At 59.0% G+C, this 14622-nt stretch carries 13 protein-coding genes; 8 read left to right on the top strand and 5 right to left on the bottom strand.

Features of this window, described 5'->3' with window-relative positions:
- Nucleotides 1-19: 19 nt before the first annotated feature.
- The 4 genes from glyQ (at nt 20) to BBF94_RS16950 (ending at nt 4430) form a co-directional block, all read left to right on the top strand.
- A complete protein-coding gene (glyQ, locus tag BBF94_RS16965) occupies nt 20-973 on the top strand; it encodes a glycine--tRNA ligase subunit alpha (RefSeq protein ID WP_003187265.1) in 954 nt (317 codons plus the stop codon).
- Nucleotides 970-3024 (top strand): glycine--tRNA ligase subunit beta, encoded by a 2055-nt coding sequence (gene glyS, locus BBF94_RS16960; protein ID WP_065260136.1) that lies wholly within the window; start codon nt 970-972, stop codon nt 3022-3024. Before glyQ ends, glyS begins: the two co-directional genes overlap by 4 nt.
- Before the next feature lie 4 nt (nt 3025-3028).
- Nucleotides 3029-3568 (top strand): D-glycero-beta-D-manno-heptose 1,7-bisphosphate 7-phosphatase, encoded by a 540-nt coding sequence (gene gmhB, locus BBF94_RS16955; RefSeq protein WP_176704469.1) that lies wholly within the window; start codon nt 3029-3031, stop codon nt 3566-3568.
- A gap of 82 nt (nt 3569-3650) precedes the next feature.
- Nucleotides 3651-4430, top strand: coding sequence for a lysophospholipid acyltransferase family protein (locus BBF94_RS16950; protein WP_065260134.1), 780 nt, complete (start codon nt 3651-3653; stop codon nt 4428-4430).
- Between the two features lie 157 nt (nt 4431-4587).
- On the opposite strand, the gene BBF94_RS16945 is transcribed toward BBF94_RS16950, so the two are convergent.
- Nucleotides 4588-6129 (bottom strand): sensor histidine kinase, encoded by a 1542-nt coding sequence (locus tag BBF94_RS16945; RefSeq protein ID WP_065260133.1) that lies wholly within the window; start codon nt 6127-6129, stop codon nt 4588-4590.
- Nucleotides 6130-6272: 143 nt separating this feature from the next.
- Here BBF94_RS16945 and BBF94_RS16940 point away from each other — a divergent pair, with 143 nt between their 5' ends.
- Nucleotides 6273-6992: a response regulator transcription factor gene (locus tag BBF94_RS16940; protein ID WP_065260132.1), complete on the top strand. Its 720-nt coding sequence runs from the start codon at nt 6273-6275 to the stop codon at nt 6990-6992.
- A gap of 64 nt (nt 6993-7056) precedes the next feature.
- On the opposite strand, the gene gyrB is transcribed toward BBF94_RS16940, so the two are convergent.
- Genes gyrB through dnaA form a run of 4 tightly spaced genes read right to left on the bottom strand, consistent with a single transcriptional unit; the run spans nt 7057 to nt 13264 of the window.
- Entirely contained in the window at nt 7057-9474 is a 2418-nt protein-coding gene (gene gyrB, locus BBF94_RS16935) for a DNA topoisomerase (ATP-hydrolyzing) subunit B (protein ID WP_065260185.1), read from the bottom strand.
- A 5-nt stretch (nt 9475-9479) separates the two neighbouring features.
- Nucleotides 9480-10583: a DNA replication/repair protein RecF gene (gene recF, locus BBF94_RS16930; protein WP_065260131.1), complete on the bottom strand. Its 1104-nt coding sequence runs from the start codon at nt 10581-10583 to the stop codon at nt 9480-9482.
- A gap of 14 nt (nt 10584-10597) precedes the next feature.
- Nucleotides 10598-11701: a DNA polymerase III subunit beta gene (gene dnaN / locus BBF94_RS16925; protein WP_065260130.1), complete on the bottom strand. Its 1104-nt coding sequence runs from the start codon at nt 11699-11701 to the stop codon at nt 10598-10600.
- Nucleotides 11702-11740: 39 nt separating this feature from the next.
- Entirely contained in the window at nt 11741-13264 is a 1524-nt protein-coding gene (gene dnaA, locus BBF94_RS16920; RefSeq protein ID WP_065260129.1) for a chromosomal replication initiator protein DnaA, read from the bottom strand.
- A 567-nt stretch (nt 13265-13831) separates the two neighbouring features.
- Here dnaA and rpmH point away from each other — a divergent pair.
- The 3 genes from rpmH to yidD are packed head-to-tail and all read left to right on the top strand — an operon-like array spanning nt 13832 to nt 14622.
- Nucleotides 13832-13966 (top strand): 50S ribosomal protein L34, encoded by a 135-nt coding sequence (gene rpmH, locus BBF94_RS27245; protein ID WP_003213577.1) that lies wholly within the window; start codon nt 13832-13834, stop codon nt 13964-13966.
- Between the two features lie 16 nt (nt 13967-13982).
- Nucleotides 13983-14384: a ribonuclease P protein component gene (gene rnpA / locus BBF94_RS16915; protein ID WP_065260184.1), complete on the top strand. Its 402-nt coding sequence runs from the start codon at nt 13983-13985 to the stop codon at nt 14382-14384.
- Complete coding sequence (gene yidD, locus BBF94_RS27240) at nt 14377-14622, top strand: membrane protein insertion efficiency factor YidD (protein WP_082302427.1); 246 nt, start codon at nt 14377-14379, stop codon at nt 14620-14622. Before rnpA ends, yidD begins: the two co-directional genes overlap by 8 nt.

The following is a 14622-nucleotide window of genomic DNA, read 5'->3' as shown; positions in this document are numbered from 1 at the left end:
CAAGAAACAGGTGAATTTCGTGAGCCAGCCTACGCCAGCCGTGCGTACCTTCCAAGACTTGATCCTCGCGCTCCAGCAATACTGGGCCGAGCAAGGTTGTGTGGTACTTCAGCCCTACGATATGGAAGTAGGCGCCGGCACTTTCCACACCGCGACATTCCTGCGTGCCATCGGCCCGGAAACCTGGAACGCCGCGTACGTACAGCCAAGCCGCCGTCCGACTGACGGCCGTTACGGCGAAAACCCGAACCGTCTGCAGCACTACTATCAGTTCCAGGTGGTCCTGAAGCCGAACCCGGACAACTTCCAGGAACTGTACCTGGGCTCCCTCAAGCATGTCGGCCTGGACCCGCTGGTCCATGACATCCGCTTCGTCGAAGACAACTGGGAATCGCCGACCCTCGGCGCCTGGGGTCTGGGCTGGGAAGTCTGGCTCAACGGCATGGAAGTGACCCAGTTCACCTACTTCCAGCAGGCAGGCGGCATCGAGTGCTACCCGGTGACCGGCGAGATCACCTACGGCCTCGAGCGTCTGGCCATGTACCTGCAAGGCGTGGACTCGGTCTACGACCTGGTCTGGGCCGACGGTCCGTTCGGCAAGGTGACCTACGGCGACGTGTTCCACCAGAACGAAGTGGAGCAGTCCACCTACAACTTCGAGCACGCCAACGTCGACAAGCTGTTCGAACTGTTCGATTTCTATGAAAGCGAAGCCAAGCGCCTGATCGAACTTGACCAGCCGCTGCCGTTGCCAAGCTACGAAATGGTCCTGAAGGCCTCGCACACCTTCAACCTGCTGGATGCGCGCCGGGCGATCTCGGTGACCGCGCGTCAGCAATACATTCTGCGCGTTCGCACCCTGGCGCGTTCCGTCGCCCAAGCCTACCTGCTGGCCCGCGCCAAGCTGGGCTTCCCGATGGCAACCCCGGATCTGCGTGACGAAGTACTGGCCAAGCTGGAGGCTGCACAATGAGTGCTCAAGATTTTCTGGTTGAACTGGGCACCGAAGAACTGCCACCCAAAGCCCTGAACACCCTGGCCGAAGCGTTTCTGGCCGGTATCGAAAAGGGCCTGCAGACTGCCGGTCTCAGCTACGAGTCCAAGGCTGTCTATGCCGCGCCACGTCGTCTGGCCGTGTTGATCACCAGGCTGGACACCCAGCAGCCCGATCGCAGCATCAACCTCGACGGCCCGCCACGTCAGGCCGCGTTCGATGCCGAAGGCAATCCGACCCAGGCTGCACTGGGCTTTGCCAAGAAATGCGGCGTCGAGCTGAGCGAAATCGACCAGAGCGGTCCGAAACTGCGCTACAGCCAGAACATCGCCGGCAAGCCGACCGCCAGCCTGCTGCCGACCATCGTCGAAGACTCGCTGAACGATCTGCCGATCCCGAAACGCATGCGTTGGGGTGCACGCAAGGAAGAGTTCGTGCGTCCGACCCAGTGGCTGGTGATGCTGCTCGGCGACCAGGTCATCGACTGCACCATCCTCGCGCAGAAGGCCGGCCGTGAATCCCGTGGCCACCGTTTCCACCACCCGCAAGCCGTGCGCATCGGTTCGCCGTCGAGCTACCTGGCCGACCTGCGTGCCGCTTATGTACTGGCTGACGCCAACGAACGTCGCGAGATCATCAGCAAGCGCACCGAAGAACTGGCAACCCGTCAGGAAGGCACCGCGATCGTGCCGCCGGCGTTGCTCGACGAAGTGACCGCGCTGGTCGAATGGCCGGTGCCGCTGGTGTGCTCGTTCGAGGAGCGCTTCCTCGACGTGCCGCAGGAAGCGCTGATCACCACCATGCAGGACAACCAGAAGTATTTCTGCCTGCTGGATGCCGACGGCAAGTTGCTGCCACGTTTCATCACCGTGGCCAACATCGAATCCAAAGACCCGCAGCAGATCATCGCCGGTAACGAGAAAGTGGTTCGCCCACGTCTGACCGACGCCGAGTTCTTCTTCAAGCAGGACAAGAAGCAGAAGCTCGAAGTGTTCAACGAACGTCTGCAGAACGTGGTGTTCCAGGAAAAACTCGGCAGCGTCTACGACAAGGCCGAGCGCGTGTCGAAACTGGCCGCATACATCGCGGCGCGTATCGGCGGCAACGCTTCGTGGGCTGCCCGTGCAGGCCTGTTGTCCAAGTGCGACCTGGCCACCGAAATGGTCGGCGAGTTCCCGGAGATGCAAGGTGTCGCCGGCTACTACTACGCCCTCAATGACGGCGAGCCGGAAGACGTCGCCCTGGCGCTGAACGAGCAGTACATGCCGCGCGGTGCCGGCGCTGAACTGCCAGCCACCCTGACCGGTGCGGCCGTGGCCATTGCCGACAAGCTCGATACCCTGGTCGGCATCTTCGGCATCGGCATGCTGCCGACCGGCAGCAAGGACCCGTATGCCCTGCGCCGTGCGGCACTGGGCGTGCTGCGGATCCTGATCGAGAAACAACTGGATCTGGACCTGAACGACGCCGTGGCGTTCGCCGTGAATTCCTTCGGCGCGAAGGTCAAGGCTGCCGGCCTGAGCGACGCGGTGCTGGAGTTCATCTTCGACCGTCTGCGTGCGCGTTACGAAGACGAAGGCGTGGATGTCGCCACCTACCTGTCGGTACGGGCCCTGAAGCCAGGTTCGGCGCTGGACTTCGACCAGCGTGTGCAAGCGGTTCAGGCCTTCCGCAAATTGCCGGAAGCGGCAGCGCTGGCGGCGGTGAACAAGCGGGTGTCGAACCTGCTGAGCAAAGTCGAAGGCTCGGTGCCGACCGACGTTCAGGCCAAGTACTTCGACAACGCCAACGAGTTCTCGCTGTACTCGGCGATCCAGCAGGCGGACCAGGCGGTACAGCCAATGGCTGCGGCGCGTCAGTACAACGAATCGCTGGCACGTCTGGCTGCACTGCGCGAGCCGGTGGACGCGTTCTTCGACGCCGTGATGGTCAATGCCGAAGACGCCAATGTGCGGGCCAACCGTTACGCGCTGCTGGCGCGCCTGCGTGGCCTGTTCCTGGGCGTTGCCGACATTTCGCTGCTGGGTTGAGGGATTGCTGTTGAAACTGCTGATTCTCGATCGGGACGGAGTGATCAATTACGACTCCGACGCTTACATCAAGTCGGTGGAGGAGTGGATTCCGCTGCCCGGTTCGATCGAAGCGATTGCGCAGTTGAGCAAGGCCGGCTGGACGGTGGCGGTCGCTACCAACCAGTCGGGCATTGCTCGCGGCTACTACGACCTCGCCACCCTCGACGCCATGCACGCGCGCCTGCGCGAACTGGTGGCGGAGCAGGGTGGTGAAGTCGGGCTGATCGTGTATTGCCCGCACGGGCCGGACGAGGGTTGCGACTGCCGCAAGCCGAAACCCGGCATGCTGAAAACCATCGCGCAGCATTACAACGTGACGCTGACCAATGTCTGGTTTGTCGGCGACAGCCTTGGTGACCTGGAGGCTGCCAAAGCCGTCGATTCACAGCCCGTTTTGGTAAAGACCGGGAAAGGCGAAAAGACCCTGGGCAAGACCCTTCCGGTCGGCACCCTGATTTTTGACGATCTGGCGGCGATTGCCGCAGAACTTATCCACAACTAGAGTACTTCTGAAGTTCCTGACCAGGGATTGATCGGGAGTGCGCTTGAACAGTCGGGCATCGCCCGTAACGGTAAACGTCGCCATGTCGATACTGCAGGCCATCAGAATTGTCCTCTTTTACCTGCTGCTGGGTACCACCGCCTTGCTGTGGTGCAGCCTGAGCTTTTTTATCGCGCCCTTTCTGCCGTTCAAGGCGCGCTATCGCTTCATCAATGTGTACTGGTGCCGCTGCGCCTTGTGGTTGACCAAGGTGTTCCTGGGTATCCGTTATGAAGTCAAAGGCGCGCAAAACGTGCCTGACCGGCCCTGCGTGATTCAATCGAACCATCAGAGCACCTGGGAAACGTTCTTTCTCTCCGCTTATTTCTCGCCCTTGAGCCAGGTACTCAAGCGCGAATTGCTGTATGTGCCGTTCTTCGGCTGGGCGATGGCCATGCTGCGGCCGATCGCGATTGACCGCGACAACCCGAAAGCCGCGCTCAAACAGGTGGCGGCAAAAGGTGATGATCTGCTCAAGGACAATGTCTGGGTGCTGATCTTCCCGGAAGGCACTCGTGTACCTCACGGCACCATCGGCAAGTTCTCCCGCAGTGGCAGCGCGCTGGCAGTCAATGCGCAGTTGCCCGTATTGCCGGTTGCGCACAACGCCGGCAAGTTCTGGCCGAAAATCGGGTGGGGAAAAAAGCAGGGGGTGATCACCGTAGTCATCGGTGAACCGATGTATGCCGAAGGAACCGGCCCCCGCGCCATCGCCGATCTGAATGACCGGGTGCAGACGTGGAACGAACAGGCCCAGCGAGAAATGGGGTCGCTGCCACCGGCTCCACAAGCACCGGCTACCAACGATCAGGCGACGGTCTGATTTTTGTGGATAACCTGTGTACGGTTTGTTGGCATCGTTCAGAAAGTAATAAATAAGTGACTGATTTTCTTATATATTTCTGAACCTGCTAAAACGCCGTAAAAGGTGCATAAGTTTTTTTCGGAAGTAAGGAAACCGGCTGATATAGCCGGTTTTTTTATACCTGCTCTTCGGCAATCATCGGTAACGCCAGACGAAATGTGGTGCCTTGATCGACTACGCTGAGACACTCGATCCGGCCACCGTGGTGATCCACCACAGCCTTGACCATCGATAGCCCCAGGCCCACGCCATCGATACCCTGGGCTGAAGAAAAACGGCGGTACTGACTGAAAAGTTCGGGCAGTTCTTCGGCGGCGATGCCTTTGCCCTGATCGGTCAATTCGCATTGCAACCAGTCATCGTGACAGCGAACGCGCAATCTGACCGTGGAGCCGACCGGGCTGTACTTGATCGCGTTTTCCAGCAGATTGAACAGCGCCCGGGTCAGCAAGCCCTGATCCGCCATTACCAGACGTTCCTGTGATTGCTCATCCATCTCGTTCAGCAGTTCGATACGCTTTTGCTGGGCGATCGGCAGTGCCTGGTCCAGGACGTCCATCACCAGCATTGCGAACAGAGTCGGCTGGAACTGATACGCCTCGGATTCGGCCCGGGCCAGCAATACGAAACCATCGGTCAGTTCCAGCGCGCGGCGCACCTGACGTTCGATCTGCTCGAACAACGGCGCATCGCTTCCTGCCTGGTGCCGATGGACGTCGAGGAGGGCGAGAATCGCCGAGTGCGGAGCTCGCAGATCATGGGACAGAAAACGCAGCAACACGCTGCGCTGTTCCTCGGCGGCGCGCTCGGCACTCAGATCGGTGAGGCTGAGCAGCCAGCCAATCGGCGTATCGCCATCCACTGGCAACAACGCGGCGCGTTCCAGACGCAGGCTGCGTTCCTTGGGGTCGCGAAATTCCAGCAGAGGTAAATCAGATAGCGGGGGGCGCGAGTCTGTGGATAAATCCGGATAGCCCAGACTCGCCAGTTGATCGAGGACATCCTCACCCACCAGAGGATGATCGAACAGGCTCCGGGCCTTGCGATTGCCCAGCAGGATTTGCCCCCGTGGATCGCTGATCAAGGTCGCTACCGGCAAGTACTCCAGCCCATCGGCAATGAACCGTCGCGTATCGCGGGTGCGGCTCATGGCCTGTTCAAGGGCCATGATCTGCCCCTGCAGGCGATCCGCACTGGAAAACTGCGCCCGGCGTCGCTCGGGGAACACCTTCGGTTCACTGTCGAGCCGTGACAGCTCCCAGCCGAAGTACGTGAGTACGACGCTCAGACGACGCCAGTTCCAGATCAGGTAGCCAAACAGCATGCCCAGCGCCGCCGGTGTCGGTGACCACCAGAGGCGCATCTGCGCCAGGCCGGCACTGGTCAGCAACACACTGGCAATCCCGCCGAGCGTCACCCAGATAGCCAGGCGAGGGCGCCACAGCAGCAACCCCAACACACTAGCCACCAGAGCGACCGACAACATCGCGCCGATCGCCGGCGCCGATTCCTGCAGATTGACCTGCGCACGCCACGACAACAATGCAGTCAGCGGCAACAGCACTAGACTTATCCACACCCATTCGCGTACCAGTTGCCGAAACAGGCGTTGAACCTGACTTTGCACACGGCTTTCGTGGCGGCGGCGGTTAATCATGGAATACCGGACTGGGCGGGTTGAATGGTTTCACAGGCGACAGGTCTGAGGACGTAGATCCGAAGAATCATAGCGGCTCCCCTCACGGCGTGCCGCTTACTTTCATTTGCTTTGCATAAAACCAGCGACAAGGAATCCCGCGTATGCGCGTTGCGATACTGGACGATGAACCCGCCGAACTGCGCCGGGTCGAGCAGACCCTGCAACAAATGGCCGAGGCCGGCGAACAGCCCTGGTCACTGCATAGTTTCGAACGCGCAGAAGACCTGCTGCGACAGCTGCGTCGCGAAACCTTCGACCTGCTCATACTCGACTGGCAGCTTCCCGATCTTACCGGAATGGCGCTGCTGCGCTGGACCCGAGAACACATGGAAGCGCCGCCAGCGGCCATCATGTTGACCAGTCGCGACGGCGAGAGCGATATCGTCCAGGCCCTGAACGCCGGCGCCGACGATTACGTCAGCAAACCATTTCGTCCCAACGAATTGAAGGCCCGGGTCACCGCCGTGCTGCGTCGGCACAGCCATCAACGCCCGGCTGCAGCCAATGTCCTGCGTTTCAATGATCTGGTGTTCGACGATGCCGAGCTGACCGTTACCCGTGAAGGAAAACCGATCATGATGACTGAGCGCGAATACCGGCTCGCTCATTGCCTGTTCAGCAACCTCGGCCGACCACTGTCACGGGACTATCTATACGAAAGGTTCTGGCCCCATGAAGAGATGGCCTCGTCACGACCGCTGGATACCCACATCTATCGCCTGCGCAACAAGCTCGGGCTGACAGCGGATCGGGGCTGGCAGTTGCTGACGATTTACGGGTACGGGTATCGGTTGGAGAGTGTGGCATCTGCCGGCCAATAAACGACAGGCAAATAAAAAAGGCCAACGCGAATGCGTTGGCCTTTTGCGTTGGTACCGAGCGGGATCAGAAATCCAGGTTCGAAACCGACAGGGCGTTGCTCTCGATGAAGTCACGGCGAGGTTCGACCGCATCACCCATCAGGGTGTTGAAGATCTGATCCGCGGCAATGGCATCTTCGATGGTGACCTTCAGCATGCGGCGCACGGTCGGATCCATGGTGGTTTCCCACAGCTGATCCGGGTTCATCTCACCCAGTCCTTTGTATCGCTGGATGGTATGGCGCTTGGTGCTTTCGGCCATCAGCCAGTCCAGAGCGTCCTTGAACTCGGTGACCGATTTTCTGCGTTCGCCACGCTGAACGTAAGCCCCTTCGTCCAGCAGAGTGCTGAGTTGGGCCCCCAAGGAAACGACGGTCTTGTAATCGTTGCTGCCGAAGAAGTCGCGGTTGAAGGTGACGTAGTTCGACAGGCCGTGGGAGATCAACTCAACCTCTGGCAGCCACACACCACGCTCGCGGTCTTCACGCAAGCTGGCCTTGTAAACCAGACCGGATTTCTCGACGGTGCGCAGACGGGTTTCGTACTGAGCCAGCCAGGCTTGCATCTTCGCGTGGTCGCCCAGCATTTCCAGGCTGACGGCAGGCAGATAGATGAAGTGCTCGGTCAGCTCCTGCGGGTACAGGCGCGACAGGCGCTTGAGGGTCTTCATCACCATGCGGAAGTCATTCACCAGACGCTCCAGCGCTTCACCGGAAATGCCCGGGGCGTCTTCGTTCAGGTGCAGGCTTGCGTCTTCCAGGGCCGACTGCGTCATGTACTCTTCCATGGCGTCGTCGTCTTTGATGTATTGCTCTTGCTTGCCTTTCTTGACCTTGTACAGCGGCGGCTGGGCGATATAGATGTAGCCGCGCTCGATCAGCTCCGGCAACTGACGGAAGAAGAAGGTCAGCAGCAGGGTACGGATGTGCGAACCGTCGACGTCAGCATCGGTCATGATGATGATGTTGTGATAACGCAGCTTGTCGATGTTGTACTCTTCGCGACCGATACCGCAGCCCAGTGCAGTAATCAGGGTGCCCACTTCCTGGGACGAGATCATCTTGTCGAATCGGGCTTTCTCGACGTTGAGGATCTTGCCCTTCAGCGGCAGGATCGCCTGGGTCTTGCGGTTACGTCCCTGCTTGGCAGAGCCGCCCGCGGAGTCACCTTCCACGAGGTACAGTTCGGACAGCGCCGGGTCTTTTTCCTGGCAGTCGGCCAGCTTGCCCGGCAGGCCGGCGATGTCCAGTGCGCCTTTGCGGCGGGTCATCTCACGGGCCTTGCGCGCCGCTTCACGGGCACGGGCGGCATCGATCATCTTGCCGACAACCAGTTTGGCTTCGTTCGGGTTTTCCAACAGGAAGTCGGAGAAGTACTTGCCCATTTCCTGCTCGACCGCGGTCTTCACTTCGGAAGACACCAGCTTGTCCTTGGTCTGCGAGCTGAACTTCGGATCCGGCACCTTCACCGAGATGATCGCGGTCAGGCCTTCACGGGCATCGTCACCGGTGGTGGCGACCTTGTGCTTCTTCGCCAGACCTTCCTGCTCGATGTAGTTGTTCAGGTTACGCGTCAGCGCGGAACGGAAGCCCACCAGGTGGGTGCCACCGTCGCGCTGCGGAATGTTGTTGGTGAAGCACAACAGGTTCTCGTTGAAGCTGTCGTTCCACTGCAGGGCGATTTCCACGCCGATGCCATCATCACGCTGGATGTTGAAGTGGAATACCTGGTTGACCGCAGTCTTGTTGGTGTTCAGGTATTCAACGAACGCACGCAGGCCGCCTTCGTATTTGAACAGCTCTTCCTTGCCGGTGCGCTCATCCTTGAGGACGATACCGACACCGGAGTTGAGGAAGGACAGTTCACGGATACGCTTGGCCAGAATGTCCCAGCTGAAGTGAATGTTCTTGAAGGTTTCCTTGGAAGCCTTGAAGTGGATCTGGGTACCGGTGGTTTCGCTGTCGCCAACGATGGCCATCGGCGCCTGAGGTACGCCGTGGACGTAGGTCTGTTCCCAGATCTTGCCACTGCGGCGCACGGTCAGGACCAGCTCTTCGGACAGCGCGTTCACCACCGAAACACCTACACCGTGCAGACCGCCGGATACCTTGTAGGAGTTGTCGTCGAACTTACCGCCGGCGTGGAGGACGGTCATGATGACCTCGGCAGCGGATACGCCTTCCTCTTTGTGCACGTCTACCGGGATGCCACGACCGTTGTCTCTGACGGTGATGGACTCATCCGGGTGGATGATGATGCTGATATCGTCGCAATGGCCGGCGAGGGCTTCGTCGATCGAGTTGTCGACCACCTCGAACACCATGTGGTGCAGACCGCTGCCATCATCGGTATCACCAATGTACATACCGGGACGTTTGCGCACGGCATCCAGGCCTTTCAGCACTTTAATGCTCGATGAGTCGTACGTATTTTCTTCGCTCAATGCCTTCACTCCCGATGGTCGTGGGTCTGGGTGATACGGCCCTGTTCCACGTGGAACAGAGCGACTGGCGTTTCCGTCTGCCAGCCTTCCCTCAATAATTCATGATCTACACAGGTGATAAAGACCTGGCAGCGTAAGTCTTCCAGCAAGCGGCACAGCGCGCGACGGTGGCTCTCGTCCAGCTCGGACGGCAGGTCATCCACCAGATAAATACACTGACCGCGCCGGGCCTGGCTCACCAGATGCCCCTGGGCAATCCGCAACGCACAGACCAGCAGCTTCTGCTGACCCCGGGACAAGATGTCCGCGGCATTGTGTGCGCCGAGTCTAAGACGCAAATCAGCACGTTGCGGCCCGGCCTGGGTATGACCCATTTGCTGGTCACGCTGCAAGGATCCGGCAAGCACGTCACTCAGTTCGCGATCCTTGTCCCAGCCTCGGTAATAGCTGAGCGTCAAACCTTCAAGCTCAACCAGTTCGCTCAAGGTCTGCTCAAAGACCGGTTTCAAGGCTTTGATATAGGCGCGGCGGTATTCATCGATTTCAGCGCTGGCCTGGCACAGTTCCCTGTCCCAAACCGCCTGCGAAACGGCGTCAAGTGTACCATGCCGCAGCCAGGAGTTTCTCTGGCGCAAGGCCTTCTGCAAACGCTGCCAGGTGGCCATGAAGCGCGGCTCGACATGGAATACGCCCCAGTCGAGGAATTGCCGGCGGATCTTCGGTGCGCCTTCCAGCAGACGAAAACTGTCCGGATTGATCAACTGCAGCGGCAACATTTCCGCCAGTTGCGCGGCGCTACGGGCATTCTGACCGTCGATGCGGATCTGGAATTCGCCCTGACGGTCGCGAGAAATCCCCAATGCGCTGTGACCACCCTCAGCGAGCTCCACCTGCCCGAATACGGTACAGGCGAGTTGCTCATACTGGATGACCGGCAACAGTCGTGTGCTGCGAAACGAACGGGCAAGCCCCAGCAGATGAATGGCTTCCAGAACACTGGTTTTGCCGCTGCCGTTGGCGCCGTAAAGAATGTTGATTCGGGGAGAGGGGGAGAAGGTCACCGGGTGCAGATTGCGCACCGCGGTGACCGAGACGCGACTTAGCGACATCCAGAGTCAGCTGATTACAGACGCATCGGCATGACAACGTAAGCCGAATCGTCGTTATCGGACTCCTGCAGCAGCGCACTGCTGTTGGAGTCGGACAGAATCAGGCGAACCTGCTCGGTGGTCATCACGCCCAGCACGTCGAGCAGATAGCTGACGTTGAAGCCGATTTCCAGCGAGCCGCCGTTGTATTCCACGCCCACTTCTTCTTCCGCTTCTTCCTGCTCCGGGTTGTTGGCCTGAATCTTCAACTGACCGCTGGCCAGTTGCAGACGAATGCCGCGGTACTTCTCGTTGGACAGAATCGCGGTACGGCTGAACGCTTCGCGCAGTGCCTGGCGATCACCCAGTACCAGCTTGTCGCCGCCCTTTGGCAGAACGCGCTCGTAATCAGGGAACTTGCCGTCGACCAGTTTCGAAGTGAAGGTGAATTCGCCGGTGGTCGCACGGATGTGATGTTGACCGAGGACGATGCTGACGTTGCCGTCCGGTTCGGTCAGCAGGCGTGCCAGTTCGAGAATACCTTTGCGCGGCACGATCACCTGATGGCGATCCTGCTGACCGATATCGGCCTGCATCGAGCACATGGCCAGACGGTGACCATCGGTCGCCACAGCACGGATCACACCGGTCGACACTTCCAGCAACATACCGTTGAGGTAGTAACGCACGTCTTGCTGGGCCATGGCGAAACTGGTGCGCTCGATGAGGCGACGCAGTTTGCTCTGATCCAGGCTGGTGGTCAGCGAACCCGGGCCTTCTTCCACGGTCGGGAAGTCATTGGCCGGCAGGGTCGACAGGGTGAAGCGGCTACGACCGGCCTTCACCACCAGCTTCTGCTCGTCGACCCTGATGTCGATCAGTGCATCGTTCGGCAGGCTCTTGCAGATATCCATCAGCTTGCGCGCCGGCACGGTGATGGAACCTGTTTCGGCAGGCTCTTCGAGTTGAACGCGACCGACCAGTTCGACTTCCAGGTCGGTACCGGTCAGCGACAGCTGCTGGCCATCGACGACCAGCAGCACATTGGACAGTACCGGCAAGGTCTGTCGGCGCTCGACGACGCCTGCGACCAGTTGCAGGGGTTTCAACAGGGCTTCGCGTTGAATGGTGAAATGCATGGTCTAGTCCCTTGCCTTAATAAGCTGCGCTGGTGTTCATCAAGTGGTCAGAGTACGCAGCAGGTTCTTGTAGTCCTCGCGGATGTCCGCGTCGGATTCCTTAAGTTCGTTGATCTTGCGGCAGGCGTGCAACACCGTCGTATGGTCACGACCGCCAAACACATCGCCGATTTCCGGCAGGCTGTGGTTGGTCAGTTCCTTGGACAGCGCCATGGCCACCTGACGCGGACGAGCGACCGAGCGCGAGCGGCGCTTGGACAGCAGGTCGGAGATCTTGATCTTGTAGTACTCGGCGACGGTGCGCTGAATGTTATCCACAGAGACCAGTTTATCCTGCAATGCCAACAGGTCTTTCAGGGATTCGCGAATCAGCTCGATGGTGATGTCGCGGCCCATGAAGTGCGAATGGGCGATCACGCGTTTCAGCGCGCCTTCCAGCTCACGGACGTTGGAGCGAATGCGTTGGGCAATGAAGAATGCCGCATCGTGCGGCAGCTCGACCTTGGCCTGGTCGGCCTTCTTCATCAGGATGGCTACGCGGGTTTCCAGCTCCGGCGGTTCGACGGCGACCGTCAGACCCCAACCGAAACGGGATTTCAGGCGCTCTTCAAGGCCTTCGATTTCCTTCGGGTAGCGGTCACTGGTGAGAATGACCTGCTGGCCACCTTCAAGCAGGGCGTTGAAGGTGTGGAAAAACTCTTCCTGTGAACGCTCCTTGCGGGCAAAGAACTGAATGTCGTCGATCAGCAGGGCGTCCACCGAGCGATAGAAACGCTTGAACTCGTTGATCGCGTTCAGTTGCAGCGCCTTGACCATGTCGGCGACGAAACGCTCGGAATGCAGGTAGACGACCTTGGCATTCGGGTTCTTCTTTAATAGATGGTTGCCCACCGCATGCATCAGGTGCGTCTTACCCAGACCCACGCCGCCATAAAGGAAGAGCGGGTTGTAGCCGTGCTTGGGATTGTCTGCCACTTGCCAGGCCGCCGCACGGGCGAGCTGGTTGGATTTACCTTCGACAAAGTTTTCGAAGGTAAACGTACGGTTCAGATAACTCGTGTGCTTGAGTGCGCCTTCAACCTGCACGGTACGCTGTTCGGCACGAACCGGGGCTTGCTGCGAAGCAGCGCCTGCCATCGGATCGAAACTGTCGCGGGACGGCTCTTCGCTGACTTCCTCGGTTTTCTGCGTCGCCGGCTTGGCCGGGGCAGAAGCCGGAACCGGAGCCGGAGCGCTGACTGGAGCCGCGCTGGCTTGCAGCTGAGACGCTGCCGCCGCGGCCAGCGGAGCGTTCGGCGCTGCGCGTGGGGCAGAACTGCGTTTGCTGCCTATTAATAAGGAAAGCGATGGCGCCAGACCGTTGCCATGCTCATCCAGCAGTTCAAGGACGCGCCCGAGGTACTTTTCGTTGACCCAGTCCAGAACAAAACGGTTCGGTGCATAGACACGCAACTCGTCGCCTTCGGCTTCGACCTGTAATGGACGGATCCAGGTGTTGAATTGTTGGGCTGGCAGCTCTTCGCGCAAAAGCTCCACGCACTGCTGCCAAAGTTCCACTGACACGGAAATCCCCTAAGTTGAAAGCCGGTGAGGCAAAAAACAAGCGGCCATTGTAGCGGCGGGACGTTCACTTATCCACACGCAGGTTGCCCGGTGGACATGATTTATCAATACGTTAACCCACGAAAAAGCGACCGACGGTGTGTGAATAAGCTCTGTGGATAAATACAGCTGAGAGCACTGGACAACCGGGGGCGAAACCCGGTGGATAATCCGCCTGTGGATAACACCACCTTCCACACACAGGTTATCCGGTCGCGCAGCACAGGCTGATCACGGTTTTCCACCGTAGTTGTCATTCTCTGTACATCACGTCGAATAAGGACTTGAGACAGTTATCCACAGACATGGGCTAGCCTAGCTTTTACAAGCTTTACAGAAAAGCTTTAAATACTTCGCTTCTTTATTTTTATGTCTGGTCGACAAGGTTTCGAGCGTCGAGGCATCCGGGATCTATTTATAAGGAAACGCTGGTTGGAAATTGACCTGTGGACTTGCTTTCTCTAGAATCCCCGGTCTCTTAAAACGGGGGCCATTCCGGCCCGTTGTGGACGAACCAGGTAACACGACATGAAACGCACTTTCCAACCAAGCACTATCAAACGCGCTCGTACCCACGGTTTCCGTGCTCGCATGGCTACCAAGAACGGTCGTGCCGTACTGTCGCGTCGTCGCGCCAAAGGCCGCGCACGTCTGGCAGTTTGATAATCCGGCACTGGAGGTGAGTCAGGACTTCAGTCGGGAAAAGCGTCTGCTTACCCCCCGGCACTTCAAGGCGGTCTTTGACTCCCCTACCGGCAAGGTTCCGGGGAAAAATCTCCTGCTCCTTGCGCGCAACAACGATCTCGATCACCCCCGTCTAGGGTTGGTCATCGGGAAAAAGAGCGTAAAGCTCTCCGTCGAGCGCAATCGTCTCAAACGTCTTATGCGCGAATCGTTTCGCCTGCACCAGGATTCACTGGTCGGCTGGGACATCGTTATCGTCGCGCGCAAAGGTTTGGGCGATGTAGAAAACCCCGAATTGATTCAGCATTTCGGCAAACTCTGGAAACGTCTGGCGCGCAACAAGCCGGCACCGGCAGCCAAAACCGAAACTGTAGGGGTAGACAGTCCAGATGCGTAAACTGGCACTCGTTCCGATCCAGTTTTACCGCTACGCCATTAGCCCCCTGATGGCCAGTCACTGTCGTTTCTACCCCAGTTGTTCCTGCTACGCGTTGGAAGCCATCGAAAATCATGGTCTTCTTCGCGGTGGCTGGCTGACCTTTCGTCGTTTAGGTCGCTGTCATCCGTGGAATCCCGGTGGTTATGACCCGGTTCCACCTGTCCCTACCTCCCGTTCTTCTTCGATGGCCGAGTAA

The organism is Pseudomonas bananamidigenes (genome assembly GCF_001679645.1).
GTDB classification, from domain to species: domain Bacteria; phylum Pseudomonadota; class Gammaproteobacteria; order Pseudomonadales; family Pseudomonadaceae; genus Aquipseudomonas; species Aquipseudomonas bananamidigenes.
Note: the sequence above shows the minus strand (reverse complement) of the source record. Positions and strands in the feature narration are given on the sequence as shown.